At 39.9% G+C, this 17,736-nt stretch carries 16 protein-coding genes, 2 tRNA genes and 3 rRNA genes; 9 read left to right on the top strand and 12 right to left on the bottom strand.

Features of this window, described 5'->3' with window-relative positions; all coding sequences use genetic code 11:
* Window positions 1-4: 4 nt before the first annotated feature.
* Genes CDG61_RS09410 through CDG61_RS09440 form a run of 7 tightly spaced genes read left to right on the top strand, consistent with a single transcriptional unit; the run spans window position 5 to window position 3,945 of the window.
* Entirely contained in the window at window positions 5-754 is a 750-nt protein-coding gene (locus CDG61_RS09410) for a hypothetical protein (RefSeq protein ID WP_087551390.1), read from the top strand.
* Window positions 755-762: 8 nt separating this feature from the next.
* A complete protein-coding gene (locus CDG61_RS09415; protein WP_087551389.1) occupies window positions 763-1,440 on the top strand; it encodes a putative quorum-sensing-regulated virulence factor in 678 nt (225 codons plus the stop codon).
* A 5-nt stretch (window positions 1,441-1,445) separates the two neighbouring features.
* Window positions 1,446-2,666, top strand: coding sequence for a hypothetical protein (locus CDG61_RS17655; protein ID WP_228199563.1), 1,221 nt, complete (start codon window positions 1,446-1,448; stop codon window positions 2,664-2,666).
* On the top strand, window positions 2,663-2,920 hold the full coding sequence (locus CDG61_RS09425; protein ID WP_087514157.1) for a hypothetical protein: 258 nt from the start codon (window positions 2,663-2,665) through the stop codon (window positions 2,918-2,920). Before CDG61_RS17655 ends, CDG61_RS09425 begins: the two co-directional genes overlap by 4 nt.
* Window positions 2,920-3,351, top strand: a complete 432-nt coding sequence (locus tag CDG61_RS09430; protein ID WP_087551388.1) for a hypothetical protein — start codon at window positions 2,920-2,922, stop codon at window positions 3,349-3,351. The genes CDG61_RS09425 and CDG61_RS09430 overlap by 1 nt, the downstream gene beginning before the upstream one ends.
* Window positions 3,344-3,679 carry a hypothetical protein gene (locus CDG61_RS09435; protein ID WP_087551387.1) on the top strand — a complete coding sequence of 112 codons (336 nt, stop codon included), beginning with the start codon at window positions 3,344-3,346 and terminating at the stop codon, window positions 3,677-3,679. The genes CDG61_RS09430 and CDG61_RS09435 overlap by 8 nt, the downstream gene beginning before the upstream one ends.
* Complete coding sequence (locus CDG61_RS09440) at window positions 3,679-3,945, top strand: DNA-binding protein (RefSeq protein WP_087551386.1); 267 nt, start codon at window positions 3,679-3,681, stop codon at window positions 3,943-3,945. The genes CDG61_RS09435 and CDG61_RS09440 overlap by 1 nt, the downstream gene beginning before the upstream one ends.
* Before the next feature lie 11 nt (window positions 3,946-3,956).
* Here the strand turns inward: CDG61_RS09440 and CDG61_RS09445 are convergent, their stop codons facing one another.
* The 4 genes from CDG61_RS09445 to ybaK form a co-directional block, all read right to left on the bottom strand.
* On the bottom strand, window positions 3,957-5,219 hold the full coding sequence (locus tag CDG61_RS09445; RefSeq protein ID WP_087551385.1) for a tyrosine-type recombinase/integrase: 1,263 nt from the start codon (window positions 5,217-5,219) through the stop codon (window positions 3,957-3,959).
* 446 nt (window positions 5,220-5,665) lie between these two features.
* Window positions 5,666-5,878: a hypothetical protein gene (locus CDG61_RS09450; RefSeq protein ID WP_087551384.1), complete on the bottom strand. Its 213-nt coding sequence runs from the start codon at window positions 5,876-5,878 to the stop codon at window positions 5,666-5,668.
* An 82-nt stretch (window positions 5,879-5,960) separates the two neighbouring features.
* Window positions 5,961-6,314 (bottom strand): hypothetical protein, encoded by a 354-nt coding sequence (locus tag CDG61_RS09455; protein WP_087551383.1) that lies wholly within the window; start codon window positions 6,312-6,314, stop codon window positions 5,961-5,963.
* 630 nt (window positions 6,315-6,944) lie between these two features.
* Window positions 6,945-7,412, bottom strand: coding sequence for a Cys-tRNA(Pro) deacylase (ybaK, locus tag CDG61_RS09460; protein WP_087551382.1), 468 nt, complete (start codon window positions 7,410-7,412; stop codon window positions 6,945-6,947).
* A 289-nt stretch (window positions 7,413-7,701) separates the two neighbouring features.
* Between ybaK and CDG61_RS09465 the strand changes: the two genes are divergently transcribed.
* On the top strand, window positions 7,702-8,193 hold the full coding sequence (locus CDG61_RS09465) for a lytic transglycosylase domain-containing protein (protein ID WP_227542865.1): 492 nt from the start codon (window positions 7,702-7,704) through the stop codon (window positions 8,191-8,193).
* 753 nt (window positions 8,194-8,946) lie between these two features.
* Here CDG61_RS09465 and CDG61_RS09470 read toward each other — a convergent pair.
* Window positions 8,947-9,183: a hypothetical protein gene (locus CDG61_RS09470; RefSeq protein ID WP_087551483.1), complete on the bottom strand. Its 237-nt coding sequence runs from the start codon at window positions 9,181-9,183 to the stop codon at window positions 8,947-8,949.
* Between the two features lie 1,051 nt (window positions 9,184-10,234).
* On the opposite strand from CDG61_RS09470, the gene CDG61_RS17470 reads away from it, so the two are divergent.
* Complete coding sequence (locus CDG61_RS17470; RefSeq protein WP_171405594.1) at window positions 10,235-10,405, top strand: hypothetical protein; 171 nt, start codon at window positions 10,235-10,237, stop codon at window positions 10,403-10,405.
* Between the two features lie 73 nt (window positions 10,406-10,478).
* Here CDG61_RS17470 and rrf read toward each other — a convergent pair.
* The 7 genes from rrf to CDG61_RS09505 form a co-directional block, all read right to left on the bottom strand.
* Window positions 10,479-10,593: ribosomal RNA gene (gene rrf, locus CDG61_RS09475) — 5S ribosomal RNA — on the bottom strand.
* Between the two features lie 176 nt (window positions 10,594-10,769).
* Window positions 10,770-13,663 (bottom strand): 23S ribosomal RNA (locus tag CDG61_RS09480).
* A gap of 351 nt (window positions 13,664-14,014) precedes the next feature.
* Window positions 14,015-14,090: transfer RNA gene (locus CDG61_RS09485), tRNA-Ala, on the bottom strand.
* A 44-nt stretch (window positions 14,091-14,134) separates the two neighbouring features.
* Window positions 14,135-14,211 (bottom strand) — tRNA-Ile (locus CDG61_RS09490).
* 59 nt (window positions 14,212-14,270) lie between these two features.
* A 16S ribosomal RNA gene (locus CDG61_RS09495) occupies window positions 14,271-15,807 on the bottom strand.
* Together the 16S, 23S and 5S rRNA genes with 2 tRNA genes alongside form the textbook arrangement of a ribosomal RNA operon.
* 393 nt (window positions 15,808-16,200) lie before the next feature.
* On the bottom strand, window positions 16,201-16,866 hold the full coding sequence (locus CDG61_RS09500) for a DUF2057 family protein (RefSeq protein ID WP_416240684.1): 666 nt from the start codon (window positions 16,864-16,866) through the stop codon (window positions 16,201-16,203).
* 137 nt (window positions 16,867-17,003) lie between these two features.
* Complete coding sequence (locus CDG61_RS09505; RefSeq protein ID WP_087551062.1) at window positions 17,004-17,597, bottom strand: nitroreductase family protein; 594 nt, start codon at window positions 17,595-17,597, stop codon at window positions 17,004-17,006.
* Window positions 17,598-17,736: the final 139 nt, after the last annotated feature.

The following is a 17,736-nucleotide window of genomic DNA, read 5'->3' on the forward strand; positions in this document are numbered from 1 at the left end:
AATAATGAATGCTCAATACAAACCATTTGGATTTAACCCTGAATCTGCAGCAAAAGCTGACTCAAGTAACCGTATCGAAGAAGCGGGCAAATATGTTGGTGTTATCAAACACATGGAATTTGTTACGTCTCGTAATACCGGAACCGTGGGTTTTGAAATTGAATTTGAAACTGACAGTAAAGAATCTACCACCATATCTGTGTGGACAGCTGGTGTAGACGGCAAACCTTTTTCAGGAACCAATAAAATTAACGCCTTGCTCGCTTGTGTGGGTTTGAAAGGTTTGACCCCAACAAATGGGCAACTTGAAAAATACGACTTTGACTCTGGTGAAAGAAAACTCCAGAACTGCATCATCGCTCCTGAAGTTGCAGGTCGTCGAGTTGGTTTTTTATTACAGCGCGAAAACTACAAAAACAGCAAAGGGGAAAACAAGCATGTAATGAATTTTTTCTCTGTTTTCCATCCTGATTCAGAATTAATGGCTAAAGAAATACTTGATCGTAAAACAGTACCGGAAGCTTTGCCAAAATCACTGCATGCCTTGATGTCGAACCCTGTTACAACCCGCAAGCCTAAAAATAACAATGGTAGTTTCCAGCAGAATAATAGTGGTTATGGTGGCTATCAACAGAACAATGGGGGTTATGGTCAGCAAAGTGGTTATCAGGATGATGGGTTCCCACCTGTACTGGATGACCACCAATTTGGCGGTGGTTACGGAAATTCAAACAACAATGATTTCCCATACTGAGGTTAGCTATGAGCGCATTAATTCTCGACACTGAAACAAATGACCTGCACGGCTACCCGATTGAAATCGCTCACGTTCCTTGTGCTTTTGCACAGGGAGCACTGGAAATAGATCAAAGCCAGGCTTTTGATGAATATTACTCCTGCCCCGCACCTATTGCCCTAGGAGCAATGGCAGTTCACCACATCCTGGAGTCAGACATTGCAGGAAAGCCGAGTTTTGAAACTTTCCGCTTACCTAAAAATACGGCTTATCTGATTGGCCATAATATTGATTATGACATTGCTGCTATAAAACTTTGTGATCCAAAAATTGAAGTTAAAGGCATCTGTACCCTGGCTCTTTCACGCATGGTCTGGGATGACCTGGAGACTCACAACCTTACAGCTCTTTATTATCACGTCATGCCTGATCGTGAACTTGCACGAAAACATTTACGTAATGCGCATAACGCACGTTGGGATATCTATTTTACAGGTGTAATCCTGATGGCCATCGTGGAGAAACTGGCGATCAAGGATATGGCATCACTGTTCCAGATGTCTGAAATTGCACGTGTGCCCAAGCGTATGCAGTTTGGAAAGCATAAAGGTGAGCTGATTTCTCAATTACCTGGTAGTTATATTTCATGGCTTTTAAAACAGCCTGATCTGGATCCATACCTCGTTAAAGCATTAAAAGGATAATAATTATGAACATTTTAAACAGCAGTGAAGCATTTGCAGCCCTGATGGCCGGTAAAAATATCCTGTGTCGTGCTGTCGGCGAACTAATGGATTTTGATGATCTGAACCAGTTTCCTGCCACTGTCTTTGCTATGTCAGGTTATGAATACTGTATCAAGCGTGATTCATTATCTTTGGCTGATATTCTTTTTACCAAACCAGTTGAACCTCATGAGCTTGAAAGTGGCCAGGAGATCTACATTGTCATGCCGACATGCATTCTACGCACGACATACGACAGTGAACATGCTGATATTCGACTCAGTGTGGCCAATGGCTTTGCTCAACTTGATGAAGAAAATGCAAAGCTTCAGTTGCAGGCATTCGGTAAGACTTTCGGCAATATGATTTCTGAGATTGAAGTAAAGGATGGCTTTAACGATAAACCAAAGAAACGCAGCCGCAGAACCAAAGCGGAAATCGAAAATAGCCAAAATTCTACATCAAATGATGTAGAAGAAAAGACTTTTGAGAGCCAGTCAAATATCCAGATTATTGAGCAAGGTCCCGTTACTGCAGTTGAAGAAAGCTTGATTGAAGAAATCGAAACAGTTGATAGATCAAAATGGCCTGTATCTCAGATACCAAGTCAGAAATATATCGATATGTGGTTAAGTCGTGCCAAGGATGAGCCTACGCGCCGAAATCTTGATCTAATGAAAGCCAGCATGGATCACAACTGGGATAAGCTGGATCATGATCATCAATTACAAGCCCGTCAAATATGTGCTGATTACGAGGCTTTAGTAGAACAGGCAGAAGGCGAAGCTATTGAGACTGATCCTGCAATTGAAGCAAAAACACCTGAACAGTCCGTGCAATCAATTAAGAATGCTGAATATGAATCACTGTTCGCTGAACTTGAAGAACGTGCTCGGAATGCAACTTCTCCCGCAGAAGCCAATGCTTTGTATAAATACACAATGAAATGGACTGAGGAACAAAGAAAGCCGTTGATGACCGTCATCAATGCCCGACTACTTGAGCTTGATCAGCAGAATAAAACTGAACCTACTACTCCACCATCACTGATGGTCCAGATTCAGAATGCACCGGATCTGACAGCACTGGATGCTCTTGAGATAGATGTTTACTCTCGTCACCCAGATATACAGTCAAAGTTGATGGGGTATGTAAAACAGCGCCGCTTTGAATTACAGAATCAGGCAAGCGAGGTGGTGTCATGATCTGTCCAGCACAACTGATCCCTGCTTTTACTATGTTTATTGCAACTGATGGCTACAAATGTGTCATCAACAAGATTGTCGGTGAGGCTGTATTCACTAAAGCAAATAAGCCTGGTCTTAAAATTGACAGATTTGGAAACATGAATGAGCCAGCTCAAAAACGTTATGAGTTATTTCTTAAATTATGGCTAAAGAATGGCAAGGCTTTTGTGCTTCGCCTTCAGGCTCAAGCGATTATGTTGAAGGTGGCGTGATGGAAATTCAAAAAGATTTTTTAGAAATGCAAATAGCATACGAAAAAAACTGCGCTATACGTTGCAATTGCTCATATGAGGAACTTAAAGCCCAATTGGATAATACTGAGTCATTATTTGGTACTCGTTATTTAGAGGGTAGCCCACGTCATGAAAACTGGTTGCTATGGGTGCAGGCATGGCAAGCAGCACAAATACGGACTGTGCCAGATGGCTATGTTTTGATACATAGAGAGTTAAGCGATAGCATCTGCAAACAACTAACCAATAAAAAATTCGAAACAATCAAACCACTTTGGCTTCGAGAAAACTTTGGTTCTACTGAGGAGGAATTAGAACTGGCAAAGGTTCGTTGGATTTCACTTTATATCAACAGACTTAAATATTGGCATAAAGAAATAATTGAAGTACAGGAGCAAATCCATGGATGAAAAAAATTATCAAATCCAACCTGTCGATATTCCTGAAGATTTAAACAGTTGCTGGTTTCACCCAGATATTGCTGAACACGACACTATTGATGATGGTGCTGAATACTACACTAAGGAACAGTGGGAGCAGCTTCAGAAAAATTTGAGTGTTGAAATCATTTATCATCGATGTGAATACGAAGATATTCCTGAGATTCCGAAAGAAGATTCTTCTGATTGGTCAAAGTGGAAACCTACTGCGCCAAAGGAGGGTTTATTTTTGATTGCAGCGTTCGATACTGAAGATGGACCGGTGCTGTGGTGGGCGAAGCAAAGGGAGAATAAATAATGGCTCTAATAAATTTGTCAGATAAGTCTGAAAATGAAAAACAAGAACTTTTAGACCAATTCATTAAAGCACCAGATGAACAAAAATTTGGTCAAGAAATAGTTGCGCTTTATCTTGGTTGTTCAACTTGGACTCTTGCTCGAATGAGATGTGATGATTCCTCATTGCAATACACTAAAATTGGTCGGCGTATTGCGTACAAGAAATCTCATGTACTTGAATTTGAGAAAAGCCGTACAGTTACCTGTACAGCTCAATACACATAAATGAAGCGGGTTTAACCCGCTTCTATTTGTTTTAGACGTTCATCCCAAACACTTTCGTAATTGAAACAATCAATTTTCTGCTGATATACAGCTTCAATCATATTCATTGAGGATCTTAATTCTTCAATAGGGATTTGAACATATCCCCCAGTCACGTCAATTCTTGGTTTAGCGGTATGATTTAATAACCGCTTTGTAACATAGATATTAAATCTCAATAAATTACAGATTGTTGCAAAAGTTCTTCTAAAATCATGCATTGAAACGTAGTAATCCACTTCTGCACCGACTTTTTTTAAAATAGTATCAACTTGAGTAGCATGAACATTAGATGAAGTGGGCATTTTTGTTGCAGGGAAAACCCAATCATTTTCTCGAAGAAGATAACGATCTTTTAAAATTGACAATAAATGATTACCTACAGGAAATAAATGATCTGTACCATTTTTAGTATCAGCAAATAGAATTAGACCATCATTAAAATCTATATCTTGCCATTTTAGTTGGCACACTTCCTGTTTTCTACATCCTGTATACATTGTAAAAAGTATAATATCCCGATGGGTATTAGATCTCGCAGTATTCTCTAAATTCAGTTCATCTTGATAGTTAATTACAGCATTATAATATTTAAATATGACATCTTTGTGCAAATATCTTTCACGTCTTTTTATTACATTCCAGCCATTTGTAACTGAAATAACATCAACGGGATTCAAGCGATTTAACTGCTCTTTGTCAGTTGAATAAATAATATTGATATACTTCCATAGTGTACCAATTAATGAAATCGAGCCGTTAGCCGATGACTTACTGATTAAAGAAATTTCAATAAATTTATTCAATACTGCCTGTCGAGTAATACTAAATAATTTCATATTCCCCCATTTAAGGTATAAATCTACAAATTTTTTATACTGACGTATTGTTTTTGGTTTAAATTCATTTTTTTCAATATAAATATTTAATGCCTGATCAACAGTTATTAATTTTAAATCAATATCAATACTATTTTTAGTAGCTTTCGTATATTCACCGTTTGATATTTTAGCCAGTAACATTTGAGCTTTTGCTCTTGCTGAAGCAACAGAAATATCTGTGGTTTTCCCAATAACAACTCTATAAAGCTCTCCTTCATGGCGTCGTTCGACAATATATGATTTTGACTTTTTTGTAACTCTTACAGCAAAGCCTGATAGTTCACTATCCCTAATAATCTTTTGACCATTGTCTATTAATTCAATACTATCAATATTAGATTTATTCAGTTTCATTTTGAAAATCCAGTAGCAACTTTCACGTACTTAACCACTAATCTGTAAAGTCTACAAATAGTCTACATGAACAATTTTAAGCAAGTAATTAGAACAACAAATTATCATAAACAATTGTAATATATAGTTTTTATTATAGCACATTAGCCAAAGTACTACTATAAAAAAAGTAGAAGCCACTTAACCTGTACTGTATTGGAAAAGATTGCATATAGTTGCATACTCTTGCATTTTCAAAGAGTTATAAATTTAAAAGGTTGCATATAATTGCATACTTTTGGCATCAATTGTATTTCATCAGTCTACAAAAAAATTTATAAAACCCACATATAATAAAATTCTTAAAAATATAATGCCAAAAATTATGACATAGCTATTTGTTTTTCGTGATTCATATTCCTCACTATACAAGAAATCAGATATTTTCTATGTATGCTTTTTTATCCTTAGACAATAACTAAAATACGAACATAAAGACTAATTTCCAGACCGCCTGTAAATGAAAGCATTACAGGCAAAACACTTACACCACTTTTATGAATAACTTTCCGAATTTCTGTCAGTACAATTTTCTGCCCAGAAGCCTTTTCTAAAGCTGTTTTAATTTTTTTAATATATGGAGTTCCTACTTTAACTCTCAGTAAATTAAGTGCATACATGAAAATAGCCCTAAATATATTAAAGCTATTATTTCAAAAAAATTTATTAAATTTTATAAAAGTTCCAATTGAGTTTTAATTTTTATTCAACTTGTTTTTCAGGTAAATCATATAACCAGGATGGGAAAGCATCACGTTCATAGTAATAAATTATTAGTTCACAAAATGTCTCATCACTCATAATATATTCATCAGCCATGTCAGTCAGCATCTTAATATCTACAAGATCCAGAATTATTTCATATCCTTGTTCCGAGTACTTCTTTGGGATTGGAGCATCTCCAACAAGTGGAATAAAAAAAGCTTCACATCCATAAAGGTTATCCGGTTGCAAAATAAGAACTACAAATGTCTCAGACTGCAAAATATCTTCGACTTTTCCACAATCACCAAGATCACCATTCTTAAATAGATCCATCGCTTCTATAAAATTCATAATTACTTTCTCCAATTAAAAAAACTGATAAGTTTTACCCCATTGTGCAACGCCACTATGTTTTATGGTGGAAAAAGTATTCAATAGGTTTTTTATTGTATTTTTTTGGAACAAATATCTTTATCCCTTTTCTTCAAATAATGAAAATCAAAACCAATTGAGCCATTACATTCAATTTTTAGATTTTAATTCTGCTTCCGTTAAAAACATATCCAGTCAATCTCCGTTTAGTTGTTATGAATTATTTTATTAAAATACAAATCCTTCTCATTACCCGAAATGACAGCTCCTATCTGGAACAGCAGAAAAATTTGAAGTCACAACCACCCTAGCCTGCCTGATGATACTAGAGAATATCCAATCCTGGACAAAATATATTTTTGTAAATACCGGTGCAATCAGATGAAAGAATGTCTGAAAAACTACAGAATATAAACTCCTTACACCTGAGATGCATGAACAAGGAACAGGGGGTGTTCACAACCGCATGAGCTGCTAAAAAAGCTCCCTGGTTGAGCTCATATATTCAGACAACCTTATTAGGTATGGACTCGACTCACAAAGCCACTACATGGGTGACTTTGCATTGATAAGCAATATTTTTGTACGTGACTGAAAGAAAAATACAGTTTATACATCGATAATATCAGCAAAATTTGCACCCAGAACCTTAGCTAAATCACAGGGATTTATTCCGATATCCAGACCACGTTTACCGCCACTAACATAAATTTTTGCTAATTTTTCTGCTGATACATCAATTACAGTTTTTAAACGCTTTTTTTGCCCGACAGGACTGATTCCCCCGACCAGATAACCGGTAAGCCTTTCAGCATCTTTAGGATCGGCCATATGCAGTTTTTTACACCCAAAAGCATTGGCAACTTTCTTTAAATTCAACTGATAATTTACAGGTAATACAGCAATATAATAATTCTTATCATCTGTAACCATTAATGTTTTAAAGACTTCATGAACGCACAGCCCCAGTTTTTCTGCCGCTTCAAGCCCAAAGCTTTTTGCTGAAACATCATGTTCATATTCATGAACAGTAAATGCAATCTTTTGAGTACTTAACAACTTGCATGCAGGCGTCATTCTTCTTTCCAGTTAAAACAGTCAATAAAGTAGAAAATGTCTAAAATTACTTTGAGTCATTATATCTGAGAAAGAGCTTTGTTAATTTCACATCCGAACATAAACCATCCAAAGCCTTTAACAAAATTAATCACTTAGACTATAAATACTCACTTGACTCAATCAGTATCAATTACTAGCATGATAGCAACACAATCAATAAAATCATTTGATTTTTCATATATTTTATCAATAGGCTATGACTTCACTTAAATTTCTTAATATCCAGACTGTTTTCTTATCAGTGATAATGATCAGTCTTGCTGGCTGCTCATCATTGGGTGGTGGTTCTATACAAAAGCGGGCATCAAAGCTATCGAATGGAATACAGAATGCCTATTCCGTTGCACCAGAAACAGCGAACAGGATATCCCCTATCATTGTACAGAATGCTGAAAAATACAGTGTTGATCCACTATTATTAGCTGCAATGATCCAGCAGGAATCAAGTTACAGAAACTATGTGGTTTCCCCTGCAGGAGCAGTGGGTCTGACTCAGGTTATTCCCCGATACTGGCAAAAAACATGCCCTGGAGACCTGTTTGAAGAAAACACTAATATTAATTGTGGAACATATATCCTGGCAAAATACAATGATTCAGCAGGAAGCTGGAAGAAAGCTTTAGCCTGGTATAATGTCGGTCCGACAGGTTACAGCAACAGTTGGAAAATGAAAAGACAAGGTAAAAAATATGCCCGACAGGTAAAAGCACATCAAAAAAATCTTAAAAATGCGCTTTGATCTTTCAGACATTACACCTTTACACTTTGGTCAGTTTTTATTCTAAAAATCAATTAAATAACTGACCAAAGCTATAGACCATAAACATCAGCATACATGCTGAAGATAACAAAAATAAAAATTCAAACGTCTTCATATTCCACCTTTTTTAATTTAATTGAGGGGCTGAGATATTTTTATACGACTAAAGGAATTTTAGACTAAAACCTATAAATTCAATAACTTGTATAATATAAAATGCTTAAATAGAATTTACAGATACAATTCAGATACCAACATTACAAATAGTATCAATTAATTCATCACACATCAACATAATTATACTTTTTGTGATAAAAATCACAATATAGATTTTTCAATAAAAAAATCCACCTCTTGGTGGCCAGATGAAAGACTGTTCGACTATGCGGGATTGATTAAGTAAAAATAAACGACCAAAGAAAGTAAGAGCATACTGGCAAAGGCAAGATATGTTCCACTTGTATTAAAACTTTTTAAAAATTTAAAAATATCCATAAGAAAGAAGACAACCTAAAAACAATTTTGCAATTATAAAAGTAATCTCATGTGAACAACAACATTGAATGCAGTATTTATTTTTATTAAAAAGTAAAATTTGTATTTATCATTTACAAATGACAACCCCACTCTATTAATTAGTATTATTAAACAATAACTTAGACAACCATTCAACAACTGTTGTAAATATAGAGCAATAAATCATATGATCCATTGCTCCATTGTTTATTTCAATTAACTGACCATTGCTATAACTTTTACTAAAATTGTCTGGCTTTCAGTATTTTCATCAATATTATGTAATCGGGTAAGCTCTTTACTTAGCACTTTAAAACTATGGCTTTGATATTTGATGACCTCAGGAATTCGATCAAAATATGTTGAATCTTCTTTCAATTCTTCCTGAAATAATGGTGTCCCCAACTGATAATCTTTACTTTTCAAGACAATATATTTTACAGTTGTATCCATAATTAAACCCATACTATTTAAATTCTTTCTTTCTAGTAATAACAGTTTTTTTAAAATAAATAAACTATTGATCTAACAGAACCGTTTATTTGCTGTACAAACAATGATTCACCGACACAACTGCTTTACAATTATAAATCAATAGCCTGTAAACAATTACAATCATGTCCTAAACTTATTTAAGTTAATTCAGTAAGAATCTGAACATTTAATTTCAAAGATTTTTTCGTAACAGTTTTAATAATTCAAATATAAATTCATTATGGCTATAATTACATTTCTCTCACTTAAAAATAAGAAGTGTTTTTTTATCTACTTTAGAATAGCTAAACAGATTTTGCATAACTCCCAATAAAGTAATGCTGTTGATCTGCTCATAGATATTATACTCTACTGTATTGATCGTAACTGATTCTGACCATCCCACGACATCCCCATGCATTATTAGTTCTGGTGAAAGAAGCAAAATTTTCTTCCAGGCTCACTAAAGTAAAACGTTACGCACTGCACTACCATGATTCACTCCAAATGAAATATATCAGACCTATACTTTTTCAAACCTTAGATTAACATTCAAGCTATCTATTGTTTGTAGAAAAATTAGACGTAATCCAGAACAGAAATCTCTACTTCACTCCAGCAGACTAAAGATGCCAAATCATAAAACTATTTCTTTTATACTTTATAAAAGCAACCTTAAAGTTATCTCTCTGCAATGGAGTCCGGAACAGATTGCTTAATATTTCACTGTCAGTATGCAATTGATTTAATAATATATTTACTTAAAAAAATAAAAGATTTTCTATCCTTATTTCTACGTAAGAGACCGACCATATGAATGCCATGAAACTCTCGTAGAAGTGTTCATGTAGCTTATTGATTATCTATTTTTTAGTAGTCTTGAAGTAGACACTATCAATTGGCTTAACTCTGTTTCAATTGTGTATAGGAAAACAGACTTTTTTTAGTTAATCAGCCCCTTTCAGCTCGAGTCCATACCTTAAAAAGCTGTGGTTTTCCCCCACTGTTCTTTGAAGTATAGGGAGACTACATGAAGGAACTGATTCCAAAACGGACTGCACTGATGAATTTTGTACAGCAGCGCTTAGGCTATAAAACCGTAATGTACGGGGAACTCTGTATAGCTCAGCACCCGGACAATCAGATCTTTGAAATCAGCTACAGTAAAGCAGCAGGTTTAAGCATGACCCGACTGAAATAGCTTTTACTTTTCTTTTCATTCCGGCAATAAAAAACACCCTCAATCAAATGATTGAGGGTGTTTAGGAATAATGAGCTGGCGATGACTTACTCTCACATGGGTAACCCCACACTACCATCAGCGCAAAGAGGTTTCACTTCTGAGTTCGGGAAGGGATCAGGTGGTTCACTCTTGCTATTGTCGCCAGCACAACTGTTTATGGATACTTGCTTTGGTCTTATTTAGATGCCAATGCTTTTTCCAAATGAGTTATTAACAGCTCTATCTGAGTTGGAACATTGTCATACTGTTGCGATTCTGAATCAAGTCATTCTGATGAATATCGAATCAACTGAGCTTCATACAACAACTGTTTGGGTGTTGTATAGTCAAGCCTCACGAGCAATTAGTACTGGTCAGCTTCACACGTCACCGTGCTTCCACATCCAGCCTATCAACGTCGTAGTCTTCAACGGCTCTTTAGAGGACATAAAGTCCTAGGGAAATCTTATCTTGAGGTAGGCTTCCCGCTTAGATGCTTTCAGCGGTTATCCCTTCCGAACATAGCTACCCGGCGATGCGACTGGCGTCACAACCGGTACACCAGAGGTTCGTCCACTCTGGTCCTCTCGTACTAGGAGCAGATCCTCTCAAATTTCCAGCGCCCACGGTAGATAGGGACCGAACTGTCTCACGACGTTCTAAACCCAGCTCGCGTACCTCTTTAAATGGCGAACAGCCATACCCTTGGGACCTGCTTCAGCCCCAGGATGAGATGAGCCGACATCGAGGTGCCAAACACCGCCGTCGATATGAACTCTTGGGCGGTATCAGCCTGTTATCCCCAGAGTACCTTTTATCCGTTGAGCGATGGCCCTTCCATACAGAACCACCGGATCACTAAGACCTACTTTCGTACCTGCTCGACTTGTGGGTCTCGCAGTTAAGCGCGCTTTTGCCTTTATACTCTACGCGTGATTTCCGACCACGCTGAGCGCACCTTCGTACTCCTCCGTTACTCTTTAGGAGGAGACCGCCCCAGTCAAACTACCCACCAGACATGGTCCTCGTCCCGGATAACGGGACAGAGTTAGAACCTCAATATTACCAGGGTGGTATTTCAAGGATGGCTCCATAGCAACTGGCGTCACTACTTCAAAGCCTCCCACCTATCCTACACAGGTAAGATCAAAGTTCAATGTCAAGCTGCAGTAAAGGTTCACGGGGTCTTTCCGTCTAGCCGCGGGTACACCGCATCTTCACGGCGAATTCGATTTCACTGAGCCTCTGCTGGAGACAGCGCCCCCATCATTATGCCATTCGTGCAGGTCGGAACTTACCCGACAAGGAATTTCGCTACCTTAGGACCGTTATAGTTACGGCCGCCGTTTACTGGGGCTTCGATCAAGAGCTTCGCTTACGCTAACCCCATCAATTAACCTTCCAGCACCGGGCAGGCATCACACCCTATACGTCCACTTTCGTGTTTGCAGAGTGCTATGTTTTTAATAAACAGTTGCAGGGGCCTGGTTTCTGTGGCTGCTGGCCGCTCAGGGAGTAAATCCCATCACCGCCGGCAGCGTACCTTCTCCCGAAGTTACGGTACCATTTTGCCTAGTTCCTTCAGCAGAGTTCTCTCAAGCGCTTTGGTCTACTCGACCTGACCACCTGTGTCGGTTTCGGGTACGATTCCTGTGTAACTGAAGCTTAGAGACTTTTCCTGGAAGTATGGTATCAGCCACTTCACTGTACAAGTACAGCTTGCTATCAGATCTCAGCATAGAGTACCCCGGATTTGCCTAAGATACATGCCTACATCCTTCCACCTGGACAACCAACGCCAGGCTGACTTAACCTTCTCCGTCCTCTCATCGCATTACACACAAGTACTGGAATATTAACCAGTTTCCCATCGACTACGCCTCTCGGCCTCGCCTTAGGGGTCGACTCACCCAGCCCCGATTAACGTTGGACTGGAACCCTTGGTCTTTCAGCGAACGGGTTTTTCACCCGTTTTGTCGTTACTCACGTCAGCATTCGCACTTCTGATACCTCCAGCAGACTTCTCAATCCACCTTCATCGGCTTACAGAACGCTCCCCTACCACTTGCAATAAATTGCAAATCCGCAGCTTCGGCATATAGTTTTAGCCCCGTTACATCTTCCGCGCAGGCCGACTCGACTAGTGAGCTATTACGCTTTCTTTAAAGGGTGGCTGCTTCTAAGCCAACCTCCTAGCTGTCTATGCCTTCCCACATCGTTTCCCACTTAACTATAATTTTGGGGCCTTAGCTGGCGGTCTGGATTGTTTTCCTCTTGACTACGGACGTTAGCACCCGCAGTCTGTCTCCCGGATAGTACTCATTGGTATTCGGAGTTTGCATCGGTTTGGTAAGTCGGGATGACCCCCTAGCCGAAACAGTGCTCTACCCCCAATGGTATTCGTCCGAGGCGCTACCTAAATAGCTTTCGGGGAGAACCAGCTATCACCGAGTTTGATTAGCCTTTCACCCCTATCCACAAGTCATCCCCTGGCTTTTCAACGACAGTGGGTTCGGTCCTCCAGTTAGTGTTACCCAACCTTCAACCTGCTCATGGATAGATCACCCGGTTTCGGGTCTACACCCAGCAACTGAACGCCCTATTAAGACTCGGTTTCCCTACGGCTCCCCTATACGGTTAACCTTGCTACTGAATGTAAGTCGCTGACCCATTATACAAAAGGTACGCAGTCACCGAACAAGTCGGCTCCCACTGCTTGTATGCATGCGGTTTCAGGATCTGTTTCACTCCCCTCACAGGGGTTCTTTTCGCCTTTCCCTCACGGTACTGGTTCACTATCGGTCAGTCAGGAGTATTTAGCCTTGGAGGATGGTCCCCCCATATTCAGACAAGGTTTCACGTGCCTCGCCCTACTCGACATCATCATATAAGCCCTTTCGCGTACAGGACTATCACCTACTATGGTTGCACTTCCCAGAGCATTCCACTAAAGCTTATATGACTTAATGGGCTGTTCCCCGTTCGCTCGCCGCTACTGAGGGAATCTCAATTGATTTCTTTTCCTAAGGGTACTGAGATGTTTCACTTCCCCTCGTTCGCCTCGCAACACTATGTATTCATGTTACGATACCTGCCTTATAGCAGGTGGGTTTCCCCATTCAGAAATCTCCGGATCAAAGGATATTTGCCGCCTCCCCGGAGCTTATCGCAGGCTATTACGTCTTTCATCGCCTCTGACTGCCAAGGCATCCACCACATGCACTTAATTACTTGACTATACAACCCCAAACAGTCGTTCATCCCTACAAGTAGGATGAGCAACAGATCGCGACGATTTCTCATCACTCTCATACAGTTGGCGTCTGTGAAATTAATCACTGTACAGCTTCAATTAGATTCATATACCAAAACGCTTGATTCAGTTTAATCGCTAGTTTCTCATTTCTTGTAGTTGCCTACTTGAAACGAGTATGAACAATTTATTTCAACTCAAATATATGCTGTTAATGATTAACTACCGCCTCGTCAGCAGGTAGCAAACTGTGATAAATCACAGAACTTAATAAACTGAAATCAGATGATGTCATATTCACTAAATTCTATAATTCAGAACTTCACTTAATGTGATGGTGGAGACTAGGAGAGTCGAACTCCTGACCTCCTGCGTGCAAAGCAGGCGCTCTACCAACTAAGCTAAGTCCCCAGTTAAGATCCCGATATATCTGTTTCTGTGCTGATTCGTCAGAATGGTGGGTCTGACAAGACTTGAACTTGTGACCCCACGCTTATCAAGCGTGTGCTCTAACCAACTGAGCTACAGACCCTCAGATACATCAATGAAGAACAACTTGTTGTGGATTCTTACCAATCGTCAATCTTTCGTTAAGGAGGTGATCCAGCCGCAGGTTCCCCTACGGCTACCTTGTTACGACTTCACCCCAGTCGTCGGCCACACCGTGGTAAGCGTCCTCCTTACGGTTAGACTACCTACTTCTGGTGCAACAAACTCCCATGGTGTGACGGGCGGTGTGTACAAGGCCCGGGAACGTATTCACCGCGGCATTCTGATCCGCGATTACTAGCGATTCCGACTTCATGGAGTCGAGTTGCAGACTCCAATCCGGACTACGATCGGCTTTTTGAGATTAGCATCCTATCGCTAGGTAGCAACCCTTTGTACCGACCATTGTAGCACGTGTGTAGCCCTGGTCGTAAGGGCCATGATGACTTGACGTCGTCCCCGCCTTCCTCCAGTTTGTCACTGGCAGTATCCTTAAAGTTCCCACCCGAAGTGCTGGCAAATAAGGAAAAGGGTTGCGCTCGTTGCGGGACTTAACCCAACATCTCACGACACGAGCTGACGACAGCCATGCAGCACCTGTATGTAAGTTCCCGAAGGCACCAATCCATCTCTGGAAAGTTCTTACTATGTCAAGACCAGGTAAGGTTCTTCGCGTTGCATCGAATTAAACCACATGCTCCACCGCTTGTGCGGGCCCCCGTCAATTCATTTGAGTTTTAGTCTTGCGACCGTACTCCCCAGGCGGTCTACTTATCGCGTTAGCTGCGCCACTAAAGCCTCAAAGGCCCCAACGGCTAGTAGACATCGTTTACGGCATGGACTACCAGGGTATCTAATCCTGTTTGCTCCCCATGCTTTCGTACCTCAGCGTCAGTATTAGGCCAGATGGCTGCCTTCGCCATCGGTATTCCTCCAGATCTCTACGCATTTCACCGCTACACCTGGAATTCTACCATCCTCTCCCATACTCTAGCTTCCCAGTATCGAATGCAATTCCTAAGTTAAGCTCAGGGATTTCACATCCGACTTAAAAAGCCGCCTACGTACGCTTTACGCCCAGTAAATCCGATTAACGCTCGCACCCTCTGTATTACCGCGGCTGCTGGCACAGAGTTAGCCGGTGCTTATTCTGCGAGTAACGTCCACTATCCCTGGGTATTAACCAGAGTAGCCTCCTCCTCGCTTAAAGTGCTTTACAACCAAAAGGCCTTCTTCACACACGCGGCATGGCTGGATCAGGGTTCCCCCCATTGTCCAATATTCCCCACTGCTGCCTCCCGTAGGAGTCTGGGCCGTGTCTCAGTCCCAGTGTGGCGGATCATCCTCTCAGACCCGCTACAGATCGTCGCCTTGGTAGGCCTTTACCCCACCAACTAGCTAATCCGACTTAGGCTCATCTATTAGCGCAAGGTCTAATGATCCCCTGCTTTCCCCCGTAGGGCGTATGCGGTATTAGCATTCCTTTCGGAATGTTGTCCCCCACTAATAGGCAGATTCCTAAGCATTACTCACCCGTCCGCCGCTAAGATCAGTAGCAAGCTACATCTCTCCGCTCGACTTGCATGTGTTAAGCCTGCCGCCAGCGTTCAATCTGAGCCATGATCAAACTCTTCAGTTTAATACTTGCTAGCACCTTAAAGGGTGCCAATCTTGGCTCATCAATTTTCTGACAAATTCTCTCAAATAAACTTCGAGTAATTTAAACCATCAATCAATGAAAATAATTTCGATCGATCAATCAGTAAAAATCCACACAAGTTGTTCTTCATATTCTCTTAATGAATCATTTATCACCTCGTCAGCGATAAATAAGACGCAATAAACATTTAACAACTTAACCCTCTAAGCTAAGTTCGTTTGCTGTATCGCGTCGGGATGAGTGCATTCTATAGAATATAAAAATGAATGCAACCCTTAGTTTCGGATAATTCAAAAAAATATGACTGTATGATTATTTTTTAATCCAACTTAACAATTTCCGTATATATTTACTTCAATTAAAGCAAGAATATTACTGTTCAGCCAGCCAGGTCATAAATTTCTGGCGTTCTGACTTGGATGCACTTTTCCATATCTGGATCAGCTGTTGGTCTGCAGTAGATACTGAGACAGCTGTTTGAGACTGTTTCTGTTTTTGAGAGTCTGCTACAGCCTTATCACTGACAGGATAAACAGCAGAAGGTTGTTCATTTACACTTTGTTTTTTCTGAGTGAGATCAACATCGGTACCAAACAGTCCTTTGCCTAACCATGATTTTTGTGCTGTGTTTGCACCTGTCTGCTGCACAAGCAACTGTTGCTTACTGTTAAAAAGAGCAACCGTAGGCTGTTCAGCATATTTTTTTGCAGCTTCAAACTCAGTCGGTACATTTACAGTTTTAAGAGTATATTTTTCCCCATCCATGAGTTCCGGGGTATTTAATGTCAGCACACCTGATTTCACAATATCGTGCTCACCGTTGCGATGCTCAAAATACTGAACGTAACGCATACTGATCGAATTCTTTCCTGCGTCGACTTTATACTGACTGGCAGCCGCCCGTAAAAATCCTGAACTGACTTCCTGATCATTTACTGCCAATACTTTAATATCCTCAGGAACAGTAATTGTCACGGCGGCAAAAGCATCAGCTCCCATCATCAGTCCCGCAACCAGCAGCGCAGCTCTTGATTTCATTGTCATTCTCTAATTGAATTTATATATTGCAGCACTATGCTACCAGTTGATGACATTTTTATGACAAAGCCTTAACCCTGTTCAGGCTCAATTTATCTGCATAAATAAAAAAGGCGCTCAAAGCGCCTTTTTAAAACTCAGTTGAAAGTTTTAAAACGTTCAGAGTTTTCCATATATGTTTTTTCACCGGCTGGAGCTTCAATTGAACCGAATACCAGCTGTGCACGCAGTTTCCAGTTGGAAGGAATCTCATAAACATCTGCCACTTCTGCATCTACAACTGGGTTGTAGTGTTGCAGTGATGCACCGATATTCTGTTCTGCCAGCGCTGTCCATACAGCAAACTGAGCAATACCTGTTGAATGTTCAGACCATACAGGGAAGTTATCTGCATACAGTGCAAACTGTTCCTGAAGGGATTTTACAACATCCTGGTCTTCATAAAACAATACTGTTCCATACCCTGCTTCAAAACTGCTGATTTTGGCGTCAGTGCCTGCAAATGCTTCAGCAGGCACCAGTTTACGTAATGATTCACGAACAATTTCCCAGAATTTTTTATGTGACGCACCATAAAGCGTTACAACACGTGAAGTCTGTGAATTAAAAGCTGATGGGCTTAAACGAACTGTTTTCTGAATCAGTTCTTCTATTTCTGCTTGTGACGCTGATACATTTTTACCGATCGCATAGATACTGCGGCGTTTTTCAAGTTGATTCAGGAATGACATAGTAAAACCTCTTTTAAAATATTTGAATTATTCCATACACACAGCATATTGATTCCTACTCATGCAATCAGCACTAAATCAGTGACAGTCTGTTTTATTTTTGGAACAATAACTTTTATTTATCATCAATTTTATTTCA

Origin of the sequence: Acinetobacter sp. WCHAc010052 (assembly GCF_002165295.2) — a bacterium.
GTDB lineage: Bacteria > Pseudomonadota > Gammaproteobacteria > Pseudomonadales > Moraxellaceae > Acinetobacter > Acinetobacter chinensis.

What these genes read in the sequence shown, in the direction of transcription:
- CDG61_RS09410 (WP_087551390.1), top strand. Translation starts at nt 5, where the DNA reads ATGAATGCTCAATACAAACCATTTGGATTTAACCCTGAATCTGCAGCA.
- CDG61_RS09415 (WP_087551389.1), top strand. Translation starts at nt 763, where the DNA reads ATGAGCGCATTAATTCTCGACACTGAAACAAATGACCTGCACGGCTAC.
- CDG61_RS17655 (WP_228199563.1), top strand. Translation starts at nt 1,446, where the DNA reads ATGAACATTTTAAACAGCAGTGAAGCATTTGCAGCCCTGATGGCCGGT.
- CDG61_RS09425 (WP_087514157.1), top strand. Translation starts at nt 2,663, where the DNA reads ATGATCTGTCCAGCACAACTGATCCCTGCTTTTACTATGTTTATTGCA.
- CDG61_RS09430 (WP_087551388.1), top strand. Translation starts at nt 2,920, where the DNA reads ATGGAAATTCAAAAAGATTTTTTAGAAATGCAAATAGCATACGAAAAA.
- CDG61_RS09435 (WP_087551387.1), top strand. Translation starts at nt 3,344, where the DNA reads ATGGATGAAAAAAATTATCAAATCCAACCTGTCGATATTCCTGAAGAT.
- CDG61_RS09440 (WP_087551386.1), top strand. Translation starts at nt 3,679, where the DNA reads ATGGCTCTAATAAATTTGTCAGATAAGTCTGAAAATGAAAAACAAGAA.
- CDG61_RS09445 (WP_087551385.1), bottom strand. Translation starts at nt 5,219, where the DNA reads ATGAAACTGAATAAATCTAATATTGATAGTATTGAATTAATAGACAAT.
- CDG61_RS09450 (WP_087551384.1), bottom strand. Translation starts at nt 5,878, where the DNA reads ATGTATGCACTTAATTTACTGAGAGTTAAAGTAGGAACTCCATATATT.
- CDG61_RS09455 (WP_087551383.1), bottom strand. Translation starts at nt 6,314, where the DNA reads ATGAATTTTATAGAAGCGATGGATCTATTTAAGAATGGTGATCTTGGT.
- ybaK (WP_087551382.1), bottom strand. Translation starts at nt 7,412, where the DNA reads ATGACGCCTGCATGCAAGTTGTTAAGTACTCAAAAGATTGCATTTACT.
- CDG61_RS09465 (WP_227542865.1), top strand. Translation starts at nt 7,702, where the DNA reads ATGATCAGTCTTGCTGGCTGCTCATCATTGGGTGGTGGTTCTATACAA.
- CDG61_RS09470 (WP_087551483.1), bottom strand. Translation starts at nt 9,183, where the DNA reads ATGGATACAACTGTAAAATATATTGTCTTGAAAAGTAAAGATTATCAG.
- CDG61_RS17470 (WP_171405594.1), top strand. Translation starts at nt 10,235, where the DNA reads ATGAAGGAACTGATTCCAAAACGGACTGCACTGATGAATTTTGTACAG.
- CDG61_RS09500 (WP_416240684.1), bottom strand. Translation starts at nt 16,866, where the DNA reads ATGAAATCAAGAGCTGCGCTGCTGGTTGCGGGACTGATGATGGGAGCT.
- CDG61_RS09505 (WP_087551062.1), bottom strand. Translation starts at nt 17,597, where the DNA reads ATGTCATTCCTGAATCAACTTGAAAAACGCCGCAGTATCTATGCGATC.